Source organism: Pseudomonas sp. AD21 (assembly GCF_002878485.1).
GTDB lineage: Bacteria > Pseudomonadota > Gammaproteobacteria > Pseudomonadales > Pseudomonadaceae > Aquipseudomonas.
Genome location: NZ_NQYG01000021.1, coordinates 66,606 through 83,560, shown reverse-complemented (window position 1 = coordinate 83,560; position 16,955 = coordinate 66,606). Strand labels below are relative to the sequence as shown.

Sequence of the window (16,955 nt, the reverse complement as noted above, 5' to 3'; positions counted from 1 at the left end):
AACCCCAATTGCGAAAGCAATTGGGGTTTTGTTTTGCCCGCAGGAAAGTGGTTTGCTTTCCGCGCAAGGCGCTGCAAGGGGAGGGACGGCCGTTCCAACCGTCGCCAGGACTGCCATTGGGGAAAAACCTTCTGAAGTGGTCACTCGGTTTTTGGTATGGTGCAGCTCGTTTTTAATGGACTGATGTCATGCCCACGGATCGGCACTCAATTTTTGTCAAAGAGTTGCTGTAGAAATGCCAGAACCCATCCCGATCAAGGATCACGAGAAAGAGAAGCGCCTGGTCAACAAGCGGTTGATCGCCTGTGCTCTGTTCGTTTTTGCTATCAGCTGTGCGCTGGTAGTGCGCCTGTATATCCTGCAAGTGGTTGAATACGACTACCACTCGACCATCTCCGAAAACAACCGCGTGCACGTCTTGCCGATCCCGCCGACTCGCGGCCTGATCTATGATCGCAACGGTGTGCTGCTCGCCGATAACCGCCCCAGTTACAACCTGATCATCACCCGCGAACGCGCCACTGACGTCAATCAGGAGCTGGACGAGGTCATCAATCTTCTGCATCTGCCGGCAGAAGACCGCACCGTTTTCGATAAAGCCATGAAGCAGTCCCGCCACCCGTTTACCCCGGTGACGCTGTTCTACGAGCTGACGGAAGAACAGATCGCCGTGTTGGCGGTTAATGAATTCCGCTTGCCGGGTCTGGATGTCGAGCCGCAGTTCGTTCGGCATTATCCGCTGGGCCCGCATTTCGCACATTCAATCGGCTACGTTGGCCGGATCAACGAGAAAGAGTCCAAGACGCTGGACTCGGTCGAATACCGCGGCACGCAATCTATCGGCAAAACCGGCATCGAACGCTTCTACGAAGCGCAGCTTCACGGCCACGTTGGTTATGAAGAAGTGGAGACCAATGCCCAAGGCCGAGTACTGCGGGTGCTGAAACACACCGATCCGGTGCCCGGCAAAAACATTGTGCTGAGCCTCGACGTCAAACTGCAGGAGGCTGCCGAAGCCGCACTAGGGGACCGTCGTGGTTCGGTGGTGGCACTGGATCCGTCCACTGGCGAAGTGCTGGCCATGGTCAGCAACCCGAGTTTCGACCCGAACCTGTTCGTCACCGGTATCAGTTCCAAGGAATACTCGGCGCTACGCGACTCCATCGACCGGCCGCTATTCAACCGTGTGCTGCGCGGCTTGTACGCGCCAGGTTCGACGATCAAGCCGGAGGTGGCGATTGCCGGTCTCGATACTGGTGTGGTTACTCCGCAGACCCGGGTCTTCGACCCGGGCTACTACCAACTCCCCGATTTCGATCACAAGTACCGCAACTGGAACCACAGCGGCGACGGTTGGGTGGACATGGACGCGGCGATCATGCGTTCCAACGACACGTATTTCTACGACCTGGCGCACAAGCTCGGCATCGATCGGCTGCACGACTACATGGCGATGTTCGGTCTCGGCGAAAAAGTTTCGCTGGACATGTTCGAAGAGTCGCCCGGTTTGATGCCGTCGCAGGCCTGGAAGCGCGCCACACGCCGTCAGGCGTGGTTCCCGGGGGAGACCGTGATCCTCGGCATCGGTCAGGGCTATATGCAGGTCACGCCGCTGCAGTTGGCCCAGGCCACTGCGCTGATTGCCAACAAGGGGGTGTGGAACCGTCCGCACCTGGCCAAGACAGTCGATGGCGTGGCACCGGTCGACGAACATCCAATGCCCAACATCCTGCTGAAGAATCCGCGTGACTGGGATCAGGTCAACCATGGCATGCAGATGGTGATGCACGATGCCCGAGGCATTGCCCGCGCGGCTGCGGCCGGCGCGCAATACCGCATTGCCGGCAAGAGTGGTACCGCGCAAGTGGTGGCGATCAAGCAGGGCGAGCGCTACAACCGCGAGAAAACCCTCGAACGCCATCGCGACAACGCCTTGTTTGTCGGCTTTGCCCCGGCGGAGCATCCGAAGATTGCCATCTCGGTAATGATTGAAAATGGCGAGGCCGGTGGTCGGGTGGCCGGCCCTGTGGTACGGCAGATCATGGACGCCTGGTTACTGGACCAGGACGGCCACCTTAAGCCGCAATACGCTGCACCGGCCAAGCCTCCCGGTGATCCGCACGTGTAACCGGAAGCTGCTTCACAGCACAGGCTCAAGTAGGTTGAGCCTGTGCGGGAAGATGTTTGGGCAACTGACTATTTGCAGCTGTAACCCTCAGGCATCGTGACGCTGTAGTTGCGTTGCACACGGTCCTGAAAATTCAGGTTCTGCAGACCTTGCCCCACCAGAAAGGCCTCGACCTTGGCGGCCTGGCAGTCCTCGTTATAAGACGACGCCCGAAGCAGATACACCGTACGTTTGCTGACTTCATCCCGGGCAGTGGCAACGAAGGTACTGAGGGTGGTGTAGCCGATTCGCTCTGAAGTACCCACCGGGCCATAGGTCGTATTGGGCTTACTGGTGCAGGTCAGTCGGTCATCTTTTTTCTTGGTGTTCTTGCACACGGTCGTAGTGCTGGTCGGCACTTGCCCATAGTCGGTGGCGGTATAGCGGTAAGACACCTGTCGGCTGCCGATATCGAGAGTGATGGTCATTTTGATCGGCGCGTGGTTCCTGGGCAGGCTGGCGTCGGTGTAGACCTCCTGGAAGCCCCTGTCTTTCAGTGCGTTGACCATGTCGCGAAGATAGTAGCGGGCATTGAGTGCGTTCTCATCGGCGCCGTTCGCCGAGGTCACAAGTACTGTTGCCTTTCGGTCGAACTGATAGTCCGGATCAGGTATTGCATTGAGTGCTACGTCTATTTGCGTGGCGCAACCGCCAAGCAACGCTGTGAGCATTAGTAGGACGCAGAACAAATAACGGGACATGACAAAGACGCCTTGCAACTAAGGATTGAATAGAGGTTAAACGGATGAGGCGCGCGATAAATAACTCGTCGTCAGCAAAGCTCAGTCTTTCTGGTATTCCAGCAGATCACCTGGCTGGCAATCGAGCGCTGCGCAGAGTTTGTCGAGAGTGGCCATTTTCACGCCCTTGACCTTGCCATTTTTCAGCAATGACAGGTTGGCCTCGGTGATGCCCAGCAGGGTGGCTAACTCTTTCGAGCGAATTTTTTGCGTGGCCATGACAACGTCAAGGCGGACGATAATGGTCATTGTATTGTTCTATATGTATTGACTTTGCTCATCGCTGAGAACTTTGGCGTCACGCATGATAATTGAAAATATACAGAGCAATACGCCTTTGATTATCTCGTAGGCAGAAGCGGAAGACAGGCCGATCGAGAACTGAAAAATCCGATCCCCCGGCGGCAGATCTATCGACAACGCCAAACCTTGCAAGGTCTCCACCAGCGGGTAGGTTGCCGGCGAAACAATGCACAGTACGCCCACTCGCCACAGGACCCTGATGTTGCGGTCGGTCCAGGTTTCGCCGCGCGACAAACGCAGGAAAAACAACCCTGTTAGCCATAACGCGTAACCCGACAGAACAACGGGCAGGAAATCCAGAAAAACGATCAGGGCAGTGACCATTGACGACAGCCATGTGTCGGGATCAAGCAGCGCGCCCTCGACAAACGGGTCAAGCAATTGCGGTGAGGCTTCAGCAAAGGCGTAGAGCAGGCCCGCCAGCATTTCATCCTTTTTGATGAACCAGATCGTCGCGTTGCCGCTAACCTCCGTCACACCCAGAACCCAGACAAGAATCGCTGCCAGCAGCCCGACCCAATGCATGCGTTGCGGCGCCAATCCGTTGATGTGAGTACTCATGAAAATTCCTGGTTGTTTCAATTAGGTAGCGAATTCTCGATGATAAATTATCGATTAACAATAATTAATTTTGATTTGTTTGCGTCGGTATCCTCTTCTCGATCGGCTCCGCACGGCTGCTTTTAACGGTGCGGGGAGTCGATTTACTAGCCAGCGCGCCGAAGGTGCTCTAAATGTGGGTCAGCAAACCTACCGGCAAGACCGAAACCATTACAAAATCAGGCCCCTGGCACCGGGCAACTCATGTCGCCTTCCTCACACTTCAAATACTGCTTCAGCGCTTCGACCCGCACCTTGGTCACCCCGGTCAGGCAGTTGCTGTAAATCAACGGATAAACGCTCCCGCCGTCTACCCCGGACGCCGAAAACTTGCATTCGGCATCACGAAACTCGATCCATGCCCGCTGTGCACTCACCAGCAGTTTTTTGGCGTCGGCGTTGCCCTTCAATCGACCGGTGATCTGCTGATACACCGCGTTCAGCTCCTTGTCCGCCGCCTTGAATTCCTGCCCGGCACACTGGTTCATGGTGGCCTGATCGCTGGCATTGGCGCAGTCGACGGCGGCGTGGGCGATAGGCGTGAACAGGAAGGGTGTCAGGACCATGAGCAGGCGTGGGGACATGGGTAATCTCACTGTGTCGGATGAAAGTGCAGAGCAGTTTAGCGGCTGTGGTGCTTCTATTCAGGAACGCGTAGCCGGGAGGCTTCGAGCAGGCGATCTGCGGTGGCTGCAATCTCCTCGCCGTCATGGAGCATTTCCAGCCAGTGGGCAGGAATCGCCCGAACGCCATAATAGGCCCCGGCCAATTGACCGACGATCGCGGCAGTGGTGTCGGCGTCATCGCCCAGGTTGGCGGCTTGCAGAATCGCTGCTTCGAAACTGTTGGTGTGATGAAAACACCACAGCGCGGCTTCCAATGACTCAACGCTGTAGCCACTGCCACGGATTTCAGTGGCTGACCTGGCCAGATAATCTCCTCGAGCAATTGCGGCGACTTTAGGTTGAGTGAAGGTTGAGAGCGGCAGTCTGCACAGCTCGGTTTTGGAGGCGCCGAGCAGCGCGTTGGCGATCAGTTCGGCAAACAACTGGCAGCATTCGATGGCTTCGGGGGCCGCGTGGGTTGTCCGCGAACTGTCACTGGCGAACTGGCGGATTTGCTGGACGACAGGGAAGAAAAACAGCACCACCGGCGCCAACCGCATCAGCGAGCCGTTGCCGGCGGTAAACGGGTCGGTTGATCCAGCAAAGGGCTGACCGGTTTGCTGGTACTGCGACAGTGCCTGACTGACGGTCATGCCAATATCGAAACAATCCCCCGTCGAGCTGAGATACCCCCATTGCCACCAGTTCAGATAGCGTCCCATCTGGTCCGTCGCATCGAATGTGTTTCTGGTCAGCAGACTCTCTGCCAGGCACAGCGCCATCGAGGTGTCATCCGTCCATTGCCCAGGCTTCAAGTGAAAGGGGCCTCCGCCGACCATGTCTGTCAGCGGCTGGAATGAGTCCCGCGGTTTGAACTCCACCGTGGTGCCAACGGCGTCGCCGCAAGCCAGGCCGAGCAGGGCGCCGCGATAACGTTCTGATAGGGAGGGCTGCATGCTTCGTCCTTGTTTGTTTCCGTTTCGCTGGAAAAGGTAACAGGTTCACTGGGAGGGGTGCGTCAGTCATTCACTCTTTCAACGATCGGAAATGCCGCCGAATGTTTCCTTTGGACAGAACAGGTGCAGCCCTTTGATACAACTTCAGGTTGGACATGTGGTCATACAAGCCTACTGTTCAGAACAGGAGGTGACTTATGAAACCAGTACCCAATAGTTTCGAACGCAAAATCATGCTCAAGGCACCGCGTTCTTATGTCTGGCGCGCATTGGTCGATGCCGAGGCGTTTGGTCAGTGGTTTGGTGTGGCGCTGGAGGACAGGCGGTTCATTGCCGGTGAATGGACCCAGGGGCAGGTCACCTATCCGGGTTATGAACACGTGTTGTGGAACGTGCTGGTCGAGCGGGTCGAGCCGCAGCAGTTGTTTTCGTTTCGCTGGCACCCGTACGCGGTCAATCCGAAAATCGATTACTCCCAGGAGCCGACGACGCTGGTCAGGTTCGAGCTGCAGGATTACGAGGGTGGCACGTTGCTCAAGGTGTCCGAATCCGGTTTTGCGCATATTCCTGATGTGCGGCAGAAGGAGGCGTATTACATGGACAGCCGTGGCTGGGAGGAACAACTGAGTCGACTTGAACAGTTTCTCGCCGAAAGCGCCAAGACCCGCGAGCGTGCCGATGACTGATAGCACCATGTTCAAGCCGTGGTTACAACGCTGGGCGCTGGTGCCAGACGGTGAACCGATCATCACCCCGGGCAGTCGTCTGTTACCGGTACGTTTCGGCGATGCACCGGCCATGCTCAAGATTGCGCTGGATACCGACGAACAGTACGGCAATCGGCTGATGACCTGGTGGGGCGGTGATGGCGCCGCGCAGGTGCTGGCCCATCATGAAGACGGTTTGTTGATGGAGCGGGCCATGGGGCGGCGTTCGCTGATGCACATGGCGCTCAACGGTGAAGACGACGCCGCCACACGGATCATGTGCACGGCGCTGGCGCACCTGCATGCACCGCGTCCGACACCGCCACCGCCGCTGGTGGAGCTGGCGCCGTGGTTCGCGTCACTGCGAATGGCCTCCGCCGAACATGGCGGCGCTTATGCCGTGAGCGTGCGAACGGCTGAAGCGTTGCTCGCTGAACCGCAGGACGTGGTGGTGCTGCACGGTGACATGCACCACGACAACGTCCTCGATTTCGGTACGCGCGACTGGCTGGCGATTGATCCCAAGCGGGTACGCGGCGAGCGGGGTTTCGATTACGCGAACCTGATCTGCAACCCCGAACTGCCCACAGCTGGCGATCCCGAGCGCTTTCGACGACAGGTCGAGGTGATTGTCGAGGCAGCCGGACTGGAGCGCCGACGCTTGCTGCAATGGGTGCTGGCGTTCGCGGGGTTGTCCGCCGCGTGGTTTCTGGAGGATGATCAGCAGCAGCAGGCCGCCGGGCAGCTGAAAGTTGCGCACATTGCGGCGTGCATGCTCGACGCCTGACGGGCGTAAGGGTTTTCGGAAGGCGTTCTATAGCGAATGTCTTACACGCATTGGTAGCTTTTTCGACTATTGCCGATTGGATCCACCGCGTAATCTACACCCATCAACTGAGACACAGGGAGTGTTTCAGGATCAAGGATGATCGACCATTAGCAAGGATCGCTGCCGACAGGGAGTCGATAATGGTCTTGGGAAAAACCCGCTTCGGCGGGTTTTTTTTCGCCTGTAGAAACGCCTCTGATACCTCTGTCGGGTGAAATTGTGGTGAGGGGATTTATCCCCGATGGCCTGCCTGGCAGGCCATTTCTTGGGGGCGCTTCGCAACCCATCGGGGATGGGTCCCCTCGCCACAGGGGATCAAACGCTCAAGAGGCGATCAACTGCCGCAACACGTAATGCAGGATCCCGCCGGACTTGAAGTACTCCACCTCATTCAACGTATCGATGCGGCATAGCACTTCGATTTTCTCCTGCTGCCCGTCTTCACGGGTGATCACCAGAGTCAGGTTCATGCGCGGCGTCAGTTCGATGTTGGTCAGGCCCTGAATATCCACGGTTTCCTTGCCTGTTAGATTCAGGCTCTTGCGGTTCTGATCGAGCTTGAACTGCAGCGGCAACACGCCCATGCCCACCAGATTGGAACGGTGAATGCGTTCGAAACTTTCAGCGATCACCGCTTTGACGCCCAGCAGGTTGGTGCCCTTGGCCGCCCAGTCGCGGCTGGAGCCAGTGCCGTATTCCTGACCGGCAATCACCACCAGCGGTGTGCCGTCGGCCTGATAACGCATGGCAGCGTCATAGATTGCCATCTTCTCGCCGCTCGGGATGTAGATCGTGTTGCCACCTTCTTCGCCACCGAGCATTTCGTTGCGGATACGGATGTTGGCGAATGTGCCGCGCATCATCACTTCATGGTTGCCACGGCGTGAGCCGTAGGAGTTGAAGTCTCGTGGTTCCACGCCTTTTTCCCGCAGATAGCGCCCGGCCGGACTGTCAGCCTTGATGTTGCCGGCAGGGGAGATGTGGTCGGTGGTCACCGAATCGCCGAGCAGCGCCAAGACCCGCGCGCCCTTGACGTCAGTGATTACCGGCAACGGGCCGGAAATGTCGTCGAAGAATGGTGGATGCTGGATGTAGGTCGAGTCGTCCTGCCACACATAGGTGGCGGCTTGCGGTACCTGGATCGCCTGCCATTGCTCGTCGCCAGCGAACACCTCGGCGTATTCCTTGTGGAACATCGCGGTGTTGACCTGGCTTACCGCGTCGGCGATTTCCTTGCTGCTCGGCCAGATGTCACGCAGGTACACTGGATTGCCTTGCTGGTCGTTGCCCAGTGGTTCCGTGCTGATGTCGGTGCGCACGCTGCCGGCCAGGGCATAAGCGACCACCAGTGGCGGCGAGGCTAGCCAGTTGGTCTTGACCAGCGGATGCACCCGGCCTTCGAAGTTGCGGTTGCCGGACAGCACCGACGCGACAGTGAGGTCGGCTTTCTGAATGGCTTTCTCGATCGGTTCCGGCAATGGCCCGGAGTTGCCGATGCACGTCGTACAGCCGTAACCGACCAGCGAAAACCCGAGCTGATCGAGGTACTGCGTCAACCCGGCAGCCTTGTAGTAGTCGGTCACCACTTTCGAACCGGGTGCCAGTGAACTCTTGACCCACGGTTTGCGCGTCAGGCCTTTCTCCACGGCTTTTTTCGCCAGCAGACCGGCCGCCATCATCACACTCGGGTTGGAGGTGTTGGTGCAGGAAGTGATTGCGGCGATCACCACCGCGCCGTTTTTCAGGCGATAGGTATGGCCTTCGTATTCGTATTCGGTTTCGCCGACCAGATCGGCGTTGCCCACGGCCACACCACCGCCGCCTTCGCTTTCCAGGCGGCCTTCTTCCTTGCTGGTGGGCTTGAATTGCAGGTCCATGAAATCACTGAAGGCCTGCGCGACGTTCGGCAGCGAGACGCGATCCTGCGGGCGTTTCGGCCCGGCAAGGCTGGCTTCGACGCTACCCATGTCCAGCGCCAGGCTGTCGGTGAACACCGGTTCCTGACCCGGCACGCGCCACAGGCCCTGGGCCTTGGTGTAGGCCTCGACCAGTTTCACCACTTCCGGCGGTCGGCCGGACAGGCGCAGGTACTCCAGGGTCACGTCATCGACCGGGAAGAAGCCGCAGGTCGCACCGTATTCCGGGGCCATGTTGGCGATGGTCGCGCGGTCGGCCAGCGGCAGGGCGGCGAGGCCGTCCCCGTAGAACTCGACGAATTTGCCGACCACGCCTTTCTTGCGCAGCATCTGCGTGACCGTCAGCACCAGGTCGGTGGCGGTGATGCCTTCCTTGAGCTTGCCGATGAGCTTGAAGCCGATCACTTCCGGAATCAGCATCGACACCGGTTGGCCGAGCATCGCCGCTTCCGCCTCGATCCCGCCGACGCCCCAGCCGAGTACACCGAGGCCGTTGATCATGGTGGTGTGCGAGTCGGTGCCGACCAGCGTGTCGGGGAATGCGTAGGTGTGGCCGTCCTCATCCTTGGTCCACACCGTGCGCCCGAGGTATTCGAGGTTGACCTGGTGGCAGATCCCGGTGCCCGGTGGCACCACGCTGAAGTTGTCGAAGGCGCTCTGACCCCAGCGCAGGAACGCATAACGTTCGCCGTTACGCTGCATCTCGATGTCGACGTTCTGTTCGAAAGCACTGGCGGTGGCGAATTTGTCGACCATCACCGAGTGGTCGATCACCAGATCTACTGGCGACAATGGGTTGATTCGCTGCGGATCACCGCCGGCCTTGGCCATGGCGGCACGCATCGCGGCGAGGTCGACCACCGCGGGGACGCCGGTAAAGTCCTGCATCAATACGCGGGCAGGGCGGTACTGGATTTCCCGGTCGGAGCGCCGCTCCTTGAGCCAGGCGGCGATCGCCTTGAGGTCGGCGCCGGTAACGGTTTTTTCATCTTCCCAGCGCAACAGGTTTTCCAGCAGGACCTTCAGCGACATTGGCAGCTTGTCGATATTGCCAAGGCTTTTCGCTGCATCCGGCAGACTGAAATAGTGGTAGGTCTTTTGGTCGATCTGCAGTGTTTTAAGGGTCTTCAGACTATCGAGGGACGGCATTACGATCACTCCTTTGAGTCCGCACGGCTACGGACTGAGGGGACGGGCAGAGCTATCAACGTAGCCCTGTTTTCAGTAGCTGGCTAATAACTGGACTCTATGGGCAAGTCCAAGGTTCCGACATCGGCTATCATGCGCCGGTTTTCGTGACAGGCTTTGCTTCACCGCAAGGCTTGAGCATCGTGCAGGGGCCGAATGTCCGCCCTCTGCCCAGGAGTAAGAATGAACACCCTATTCATGCATTGCCGGCCAGGCTTCGAAGGTGAAGTCTGTTCGGAGATTTCCGACCTCGCCGCCCAGTTGAACGTCGCCGGTTACGCCAAGGCCAAAGCGGCCACCGCGTACGCCGAGTTCGTCTGCACTGAAGCAGACGGCGCTGAACGCCTGATGCGCGGCCAGCGTTTCGCCGAACTGATTTTTCCGCGGCAATGGGCGCGCGGGATCTTTATCGATTTGCCGGAAAACGACCGCATCAGTGTAATCCTCGCGCACATGGCCGATTTCCCGGTGTTCGGCAGCCTGTGGCTGGAAGTCGTCGACACCAACGACGGCAAGGAACTGTCGAACTTCTGCAAGAAATTCGAAGGCCCGCTGCGCAAGGCACTGACCGCCGCCGGCAAACTGGTGGAGGACGCCAGCAAGCCGCGTCTGCTGCTGACGTTCAAAAGTGGTCGTGAAGTGTTCCTCGGCATGGCCGATGCCGGTAACTCGGCGATGTGGCCGATGGGCATTCCGCGCCTGAAGTTTCCGCGCGAGGCGCCGAGCCGTTCGACGTTGAAGCTGGAAGAAGCCTGGCACCACTTCATCCCGCGTGATCAGTGGGACGAGCGCCTGCACAGCGACATGACCGGCGTCGACCTCGGTGCAGCCCCGGGCGGCTGGACCTGGCAACTGGTCAACCGCGGCATGCTGGTGACTGCCATCGACAACGGCCCGATGGCCGAAAGCCTGATGGACACCGGCCTGGTGCAGCACTTGATGGCTGACGGTTTCACCTTCAAGCCCAAGCAACCGGTGGACTGGATGGTCTGCGACATCGTCGAGAAACCGGCACGTAATGCCGCGATGCTCGAAGAGTGGATCGGCGAGGGGCATTGCCGCGAGGCGGTGGTCAACCTGAAGTTGCCGATGAAGCAGCGCTATGCCGAGGTGAAGCGCTTGCTCGAACGCATCGCCGATGGCTTCAAGGCCCGTGGGATCAAGGTCGATATTGGCTGCAAGCAGCTGTATCACGACCGCGAAGAAGTGACCTGCCATTTGCGTCGTCACGACATCAAAAAAAGCAAATCCCGCTGAAACAACACCAAACCCTGTGGGAGTGATCTCTGTGGTGAGGGATAAATCCCCTCACCACAGATGACTGAGCACCCGGCAATGCGCGACAATGCCGGCCAGTTTCAGGAGTGAATCATGAGTGAAATGATCGATACCCCGGTCGACGGCACCCTCGACGCCACCGGCCTCAATTGCCCGGAGCCGGTGATGATGCTGCATCAGCACATTCGTGATCTGGTGCCCGGCGGCCTGCTCAAGGTGATCGCCACCGATCCCTCGACCCGTCGCGACATTCCCAAGTTCTGCGTGTTTCTCGACCACGAACTGGTCGGTCAGCACGAAGAGGCTGGTACTTATCTGTACTGGATCCGCAAGAAACAAGCCTGAGTCCGAGCCAAGCACAGAACCAATGTGGGAGCGGGCTTGCTCGCGAAAGCGGTATGTCAGTCACTATCAATGGCGACTGATACACCGCATTCGCGAGCAAGCCCGCACATTGTTTGTCCAGCGTCAGGCTTTCTTTAGCCAGTGCTGCGACTGATCCGAATACGCTTGCGCGCACTGCGCGTCAGGCGGATCGACAGCATCAGCGCGGCACAGCTCAGGCCGACGATCAGGCCTTGCCACAAGCCGCTCGGGCCACGCGGTTCACCGAGCCAGTCGGTCAGGCCGAGGGCGTAACCCACCGGCAGGCCGATGCCCCAGTAAGCGAACAGGGTCAGGATCATCGTTACCCGGGTGTCCTGATAACCGCGCAGGGCGCCAGCCGCCGTGACCTGAATCGCGTCGGAAAACTGGAACAGCGCCGAGTACACAATCAGCATCGCCGCGATGTGGATCACTGTCGGGTCGGCGGTGTAGATCGAGGCAATCGGCTCGCGCAGCAACAGCATCATGCTCGCCGACAAACAGGCGTAGGCCAGCGCGGCGCCCATACCAACGCCAGCGGCGAAGCGCGCCTCACGCGGTTCTTCACGGCCCAGGGCCTGGCCGACTCGTACGGTCACCGCCATGCCCAGCGAATACGGAATCATGAACACCAGCGAACTGACGTTCAGTGCGATCTGATGCCCGGCAACCACAGTGGCGCCGAGGCTGCCGATCAGCAGGGCGATCACGGCGAAGATGCTCGACTCGGCAAACACTGCGATGCCGATCGGCAGACCGATCGCCAGCAGACGCTTGATCACCGCCCATTGCGGCCAGTCGAAGCGGCTGAAAATCTCACTCGAGCGATAGGCCGGCGCCCAACGTTCCCAACCGGCCAGGCCCAGCGCCATCACCCACATCACAATGGCCGTGGCCCAGCCGCAGCCGACGCCGCCCATGGCCGGCACGCCGAAGTGGCCATAAATGAAGATGTAGTTCAGCGGAATGTTCAGCGCCAGACCGCACAGGCCCAGCACCATCGCCGGGCGGGTACGGCCGATGCCGTCACTGGTGCAGCGCAGCACGTGGTAGAACGCCACCGCCGGCAGGCCGCTGGCAATGCCGTGCAGATACTGCATGCACGGGCCGATCAGCTCGGGATCGACCTTCATCAAGTGCAGTACCGGCTCGGCGGCCACCAGCATCGCCGTCGCGATCAGTCCGACCACCAGCGCCAGCCACAATGCCTGACGCACGATCGGGCCGATCTCGCTGTGGGTTCCGGCGCCGAAACGCTGGGCGACTTTCGGTGTGGTGGCCAGCAGGGTACCGGTCATCAGCAGGAAAACCGGGACCCAGATCGAGTTGCCCAGTGCCACCGCCGCCAGATCCTTTGGCCCGACGCGGCCAGCCATCACCGCATCGACGAAGCCCATGGCCGTGGTCGCCAGTTGCGCGATGATGATCGGCAACGCCAGGGCGAGCAGGTTCTTGAACTCCAGACGAATCCGCGCGGGGCGGGTGAGGGAGACGGCGACACGTTGTTCAGTTACAGAATTCACAGGCAAAGCGTCCACAGGTGTTGATGCGCAAGGCGCCGCATTCTACGCCGCTGACGTGACAGTCAGGAAAAATCCTCTGTTGCGGATTTGTAATCGCACGGCCTGCTGGCCCAACCGCCCATCTGCACCTAAACTGCCGATCCGCCAAAGGAGCCCGCCATGCTGATTGTTGCCGACGAAAATATCCCGCTGCTCGATGCCTTTTTTGCCGGTTTCGGCGAGATCCGCCGGGTGCCGGGCCGTTCCATCGACCGTGCGACGGTCGAACAGGCCGATGTGTTGCTGGTGCGTTCGGTGACCAACGTCAACCGGGCGTTGCTTGAGGGCAGCAAGGTTCGCTTTGTCGGCACCTGCACCATCGGTACTGATCATCTGGATCTCGAGTACTTCAATGAGGCCGGCATTACCTGGTCCAGCGCGCCCGGTTGCAACGCCCGGGGGGTGGTCGATTACGTGCTCGGCAGCCTGATGACCCTCGCCGAAATCGAAGGCGTCGATCTGACGCAGCGCACCTATGGCGTGGTCGGTGCCGGTGAGGTCGGTGGTCGGCTGGTCAAGGTTCTGAAAGGACTGGGCTGGAACGTGAAAGTCTGCGATCCACCGCGTCAGGCAGCCGAGGGTGGCGACTATGTCAGCCTCGAGCAGATCATCGAGCAGTGCGACGTGATCAGCCTGCACACCCCGTTGACCCGCAGCGGTGGCGGTGCGACCTGGCATCTGTTCGATCAGCAGCGCTTGCAGCAGCTCAAGCCCGGCGCCTGGCTGATCAATGCCGCGCGTGGCCCTGTGGTGGATAACGCCGCGCTGCGCAAAGTGCTGCTGCAGCGCGAAGACCTGCAAGCGGTGCTCGACGTCTGGGAAGCAGAACCCGAGGTCGATGTGGCGCTGGCCGAACTCTGCGTGCTGGCAACACCGCACATTGCCGGTTACAGCCTGGATGGCAAACAGCGCGGCACGGCGCAGATCTATGAGGCGTACTGCGAGTTCATCGGCCAACCGGTGAGCATCCAGCTCAGTGAGCTGCTGCCAGCACCGTGGCTGTCACAAGTGACCCTGCACGCCGACAGTGATCCGGCTTGGGCGCTGGCGATGTTGTGCCGTGGGGTATACGACCCGCGCCGCGACGATGCGGACTTTCGCCGCAGTCTTGTAGGCAATGTCGGTGAGCAGCGTGCGGCGTTCGATGTGTTGCGCAAGCAGTATCCGGTGCGACGCGAGATTGAGGGCTTGAAGGTGCGAATCGAAGGGAGCTCGCCGCAGTTGCAACAGATTGTGGCGGCGCTGGGGGCGGTGGCTGTCTAGCGATCGAGTCGACCCTATCGCGAGCAGGCTCGCTCCCACATGGATCTCTCATCAACTGAAGATCTCCTGTGGGAGCGAGCCTGCTCGCGAAGGGCGCACTGCGGTCTGATTGGCAGGTAGAAAAAACCCGGCCAAAAGGGGCCGGGTCAGGAAGACGGTGGCTATATCACTTTTGTTCGGCAGGCTTGACCAATCGCTTCTCCAGTTCGCGGCATGCGTTCTGGATCATGTCTTCAGTGATCGGTACTTCACGCCCATCCTTGTCAATAATGGAGCAACCCAGAGGTTGGCCGGGCTTGGTGCGGATCACTTGAATCTTGTCTTCGCTGCTGTGTTGCAAGGACATGGCCTGTCTCCTCATCAGGTTGTACGCGTAGATTAAAACCGCCACGTGACCAGGCTGTGACAACACCTTTGGGTCTGTCAAAAGCGGCACCTCCACTCCAACAGAAATGACCGCTTGTCTCAACCGGGACATTAGACCAATAGCAACTATGGCCTAGTCTTTGGGGGCATATTTAACCTGACTCATTGTGATTTACAGAGTTGCGCCCCATAGAAGGTTTAGGCTAGCCCTTTCACCAACACGGATGTGTACCTGAATGATCTCGAAGCTTTCCTCCCGGCACCGTCGAGCGCTGAGTCTGACCAGTCGATTTCTGGCGCCTTACCGTTGGCAAGTTTGTGGTGCGCTGTTGGCGTTGATCGTCACCGCGGCCGTCACGTTGTCGATGGGGCAGGGGATCAAGTTGCTGGTCGATCGGGGCTTCATGACGCAGTCGCCGCACCAACTGAACCAGAGCATCGGCATCTTCATGTTGATGGTGCTTGGCCTGGCGATCGGCACGTTCGCGCGGTTTTACTGGGTGTCGTGGATCGGTGAGCGCTGCGTGGCGGATATCCGGCGCGAGGTGTTCAACCATCTGGTGTACTTGCACCCCGGTTTCTACGAGAACAACCGCAGTTCGGAAATTCAGTCGCGACTGACCGCTGACACGACGTTGCTGCAATCGGTGATCGGTTCGTCACTCTCGATGTTTCTACGCAACCTGTTGATGGTGATCGGCGGGGTGGTCCTGCTGTTCGTCACCAACCCGAAACTCACCAGCATCGTGGTGATTGCCTTGCCGTTCGTGGTTGCTCCCATTCTGATTTTCGGTCGGCGCGTGCGCAATCTGTCGCGGCTGAGCCAGGACCGGGTCGCGGATATCGGCAGCTACGTTTCCGAAACCCTGGGTCAGATCAAGACCGTGCAGGCCTACAACCATCAGGTGCAGGATGAGCGACGTTTCGCGTCAACGGTCGAGGACGCATTCGACACGGCGCGTAAACGTATTTTTCAGCGTTCCTGGATGATCACCATGGTGATCGTTCTGGTGCTGGGCGCGGTGGCGGTGATGTTGTGGGTGGGCGGCATGGACGTGATTGCCGGTCGAATCACCGGTGGTGAACTGGCAGCGTTCGTCTTCTACAGCCTGATCGTCGGCAGTGCCATCGGTACCCTGAGCGAGGTGATCGGTGAATTGCAGCGTGCGGCGGGTGCCGCCGAACGGATCGCCGAACTGCTGGGTTCGCAGAACATCATCCTGCCACCGACTACCGGACTGGTGACCTTGCCGGAACGGATCAAGGGCGAACTGCAATTGCAGGATGTGCGCTTTTCCTATCCTTCGCGTCCCGAAAGCTACGCTGTCAACGGTCTGACTCTGACCATCAAGGCCGGCGAGACGCTGGCGCTGGTGGGACCGTCCGGCGCCGGCAAGTCCACGGTGTACGACCTGCTGCTGCGCTTCTATGACCCGCTTGAAGGGCGGATCCTGATCGACGGTGTGCCGCTGAGCAGTCTCGATCCGCTGGATCTGCGCCGTAATTTCGCCTTGGTCTCGCAATCGCCTGCGCTGTTTTTCGGCAGCGTCGAAGAGAATATTCGTTACGGTAATGCCGGCGCGACGCTGGAGCAGGTCAAGGAAGCGGCGCGAATCGCTCATGCCCATGACTTCATCGAGAAAATGCCCAACGGTTACCAGACGCATCTGGGCGATGGCGGCCTCGGCCTTTCTGGTGGCCAGCGTCAGCGCTTGGCGATCGCCCGCGCGTTGCTGGTGGATGCACCGATCCTGTTGCTGGACGAAGCCACCAGCGCCCTCGATGCGCAGAGTGAGCACTTGATTCAGGAAGCTCTGCCCAGCCTGATGCAAAACCGCACCACGCTGGTGATTGCGCATCGCCTGGCCACGGTGAAAAACGCCGACCGGATCGCGGTAATGGATCAGGGCAAACTGGTGGCGATCGGTACGCATCAGGAGCTGATCGTGAGCAATCCGCTGTACGCGCGGCTGGCGTCGTTGCAGTTCAATGATGGTCACGGCGCTACAACTAACTCCGTCACCGAACCTGTAATCGACTAAGTGATCGACCCGGCAGCGCACATAAAAAATGCCCTTGTCTTGGGATAAGGGCATTTTTCATTACGCG

16 protein-coding genes are annotated in these 16,955 nt (G+C 59.3%); 8 read left to right on the top strand and 8 right to left on the bottom strand.

Features of this window, described 5'->3' with window-relative positions; genetic code table 11:
• Together PseAD21_RS29870 and mrdA are read left to right on the top strand one after the other, a co-directional pair.
• On the top strand, positions 1-184 hold a 184-nt coding region (locus tag PseAD21_RS29870; protein ID WP_218244978.1), incomplete at its 5' end, for a hypothetical protein.
• Positions 185-235: 51 nt separating this feature from the next.
• Positions 236-2,128 (top strand): penicillin-binding protein 2, encoded by a 1,893-nt coding sequence (mrdA, locus tag PseAD21_RS15175; protein ID WP_102356383.1) that lies wholly within the window; start codon positions 236-238, stop codon positions 2,126-2,128.
• Between the two features lie 68 nt (positions 2,129-2,196).
• Here the strand turns inward: mrdA and PseAD21_RS15170 are convergent, their stop codons facing one another.
• The 5 genes from PseAD21_RS15170 to PseAD21_RS15150 all read right to left on the bottom strand — a co-directional run bounded on the left by PseAD21_RS15170 (position 2,197) and on the right by PseAD21_RS15150 (position 5,371).
• Positions 2,197-2,868 carry a hypothetical protein gene (locus tag PseAD21_RS15170; RefSeq protein WP_102356382.1) on the bottom strand — a complete coding sequence of 224 codons (672 nt, stop codon included), beginning with the start codon at positions 2,866-2,868 and terminating at the stop codon, positions 2,197-2,199.
• 81 nt (positions 2,869-2,949) lie between these two features.
• Positions 2,950-3,156 (bottom strand): helix-turn-helix transcriptional regulator, encoded by a 207-nt coding sequence (locus PseAD21_RS15165; RefSeq protein WP_102356381.1) that lies wholly within the window; start codon positions 3,154-3,156, stop codon positions 2,950-2,952.
• Positions 3,157-3,165: 9 nt separating this feature from the next.
• Entirely contained in the window at positions 3,166-3,771 is a 606-nt protein-coding gene (locus PseAD21_RS15160; protein WP_102356380.1) for a DUF2975 domain-containing protein, read from the bottom strand.
• 218 nt (positions 3,772-3,989) lie between these two features.
• Positions 3,990-4,394, bottom strand: coding sequence for a lysozyme inhibitor LprI family protein (locus PseAD21_RS15155; protein ID WP_102356379.1), 405 nt, complete (start codon positions 4,392-4,394; stop codon positions 3,990-3,992).
• A 56-nt stretch (positions 4,395-4,450) separates the two neighbouring features.
• Positions 4,451-5,371 (bottom strand): ADP-ribosylglycohydrolase family protein, encoded by a 921-nt coding sequence (locus tag PseAD21_RS15150; protein ID WP_102356378.1) that lies wholly within the window; start codon positions 5,369-5,371, stop codon positions 4,451-4,453.
• Between the two features lie 197 nt (positions 5,372-5,568).
• Here PseAD21_RS15150 and PseAD21_RS15145 point away from each other — a divergent pair, with 197 nt between their 5' ends.
• Together PseAD21_RS15145 and PseAD21_RS15140 are read left to right on the top strand one after the other, a co-directional pair.
• Complete coding sequence (locus PseAD21_RS15145) at positions 5,569-6,057, top strand: SRPBCC family protein (RefSeq protein WP_102356377.1); 489 nt, start codon at positions 5,569-5,571, stop codon at positions 6,055-6,057.
• Positions 6,050-6,865 carry an aminoglycoside phosphotransferase family protein gene (locus PseAD21_RS15140; RefSeq protein ID WP_102356376.1) on the top strand — a complete coding sequence of 272 codons (816 nt, stop codon included), beginning with the start codon at positions 6,050-6,052 and terminating at the stop codon, positions 6,863-6,865. Before PseAD21_RS15145 ends, PseAD21_RS15140 begins: the two co-directional genes overlap by 8 nt.
• Before the next feature lie 365 nt (positions 6,866-7,230).
• Here PseAD21_RS15140 and acnA read toward each other — a convergent pair whose 3' ends face one another.
• A complete protein-coding gene (gene acnA, locus PseAD21_RS15135) occupies positions 7,231-9,972 on the bottom strand; it encodes an aconitate hydratase AcnA (RefSeq protein ID WP_102356375.1) in 2,742 nt (913 codons plus the stop codon).
• Between the two features lie 222 nt (positions 9,973-10,194).
• Between acnA and rlmM the strand changes: the two genes are divergently transcribed.
• Complete coding sequence (rlmM, locus tag PseAD21_RS15130; RefSeq protein ID WP_102356374.1) at positions 10,195-11,268, top strand: 23S rRNA (cytidine(2498)-2'-O)-methyltransferase RlmM; 1,074 nt, start codon at positions 10,195-10,197, stop codon at positions 11,266-11,268.
• A 114-nt stretch (positions 11,269-11,382) separates the two neighbouring features.
• Complete coding sequence (gene tusA, locus PseAD21_RS15125; protein ID WP_003226616.1) at positions 11,383-11,634, top strand: sulfurtransferase TusA; 252 nt, start codon at positions 11,383-11,385, stop codon at positions 11,632-11,634.
• Positions 11,635-11,768: 134 nt separating this feature from the next.
• On the opposite strand, the gene PseAD21_RS15120 is transcribed toward tusA, so the two are convergent.
• The gene (locus PseAD21_RS15120) at positions 11,769-13,178 is read right to left on the bottom strand and encodes an MATE family efflux transporter (RefSeq protein WP_102356373.1); all 1,410 of its coding nucleotides are present in this window, start codon (positions 13,176-13,178) and stop codon (positions 11,769-11,771) included.
• A 159-nt stretch (positions 13,179-13,337) separates the two neighbouring features.
• Here PseAD21_RS15120 and pdxB point away from each other — a divergent pair, with 159 nt between their 5' ends.
• A complete protein-coding gene (pdxB, locus tag PseAD21_RS15115) occupies positions 13,338-14,480 on the top strand; it encodes a 4-phosphoerythronate dehydrogenase PdxB (protein ID WP_102356372.1) in 1,143 nt (380 codons plus the stop codon).
• 166 nt (positions 14,481-14,646) lie between these two features.
• Here the strand turns inward: pdxB and PseAD21_RS15110 are convergent, their stop codons facing one another.
• Positions 14,647-14,826, bottom strand: a complete 180-nt coding sequence (locus PseAD21_RS15110; RefSeq protein ID WP_102356371.1) for a PA1571 family protein — start codon at positions 14,824-14,826, stop codon at positions 14,647-14,649.
• A gap of 256 nt (positions 14,827-15,082) precedes the next feature.
• Here PseAD21_RS15110 and PseAD21_RS15105 point away from each other — a divergent pair, with 256 nt between their 5' ends.
• Entirely contained in the window at positions 15,083-16,888 is a 1,806-nt protein-coding gene (locus PseAD21_RS15105) for an ABC transporter transmembrane domain-containing protein (protein ID WP_102356370.1), read from the top strand.
• The last annotated feature ends 67 nt before the right edge of the window (positions 16,889-16,955 follow it).

Coding starts and splice junctions, on each gene's coding strand:
- acnA (WP_102356375.1), bottom strand. CDS start 9,972: ATGCCGTCCCTCGATAGTCTGAAGACCCTTAAAACACTGCAGATCGAC.
- PseAD21_RS15140 (WP_102356376.1), top strand. CDS start 6,050: ATGACTGATAGCACCATGTTCAAGCCGTGGTTACAACGCTGGGCGCTG.
- tusA (WP_003226616.1), top strand. CDS start 11,383: ATGAGTGAAATGATCGATACCCCGGTCGACGGCACCCTCGACGCCACC.
- PseAD21_RS15170 (WP_102356382.1), bottom strand. CDS start 2,868: ATGTCCCGTTATTTGTTCTGCGTCCTACTAATGCTCACAGCGTTGCTT.
- mrdA (WP_102356383.1), top strand. CDS start 236: ATGCCAGAACCCATCCCGATCAAGGATCACGAGAAAGAGAAGCGCCTG.
- PseAD21_RS15160 (WP_102356380.1), bottom strand. CDS start 3,771: ATGAGTACTCACATCAACGGATTGGCGCCGCAACGCATGCATTGGGTC.
- PseAD21_RS15155 (WP_102356379.1), bottom strand. CDS start 4,394: ATGTCCCCACGCCTGCTCATGGTCCTGACACCCTTCCTGTTCACGCCT.
- rlmM (WP_102356374.1), top strand. CDS start 10,195: ATGAACACCCTATTCATGCATTGCCGGCCAGGCTTCGAAGGTGAAGTC.
- PseAD21_RS15165 (WP_102356381.1), bottom strand. CDS start 3,156: ATGACCATTATCGTCCGCCTTGACGTTGTCATGGCCACGCAAAAAATT.
- PseAD21_RS15105 (WP_102356370.1), top strand. CDS start 15,083: ATGATCTCGAAGCTTTCCTCCCGGCACCGTCGAGCGCTGAGTCTGACC.
- PseAD21_RS15110 (WP_102356371.1), bottom strand. CDS start 14,826: ATGTCCTTGCAACACAGCAGCGAAGACAAGATTCAAGTGATCCGCACC.
- pdxB (WP_102356372.1), top strand. CDS start 13,338: ATGCTGATTGTTGCCGACGAAAATATCCCGCTGCTCGATGCCTTTTTT.
- PseAD21_RS15145 (WP_102356377.1), top strand. CDS start 5,569: ATGAAACCAGTACCCAATAGTTTCGAACGCAAAATCATGCTCAAGGCA.
- PseAD21_RS15150 (WP_102356378.1), bottom strand. CDS start 5,371: ATGCAGCCCTCCCTATCAGAACGTTATCGCGGCGCCCTGCTCGGCCTG.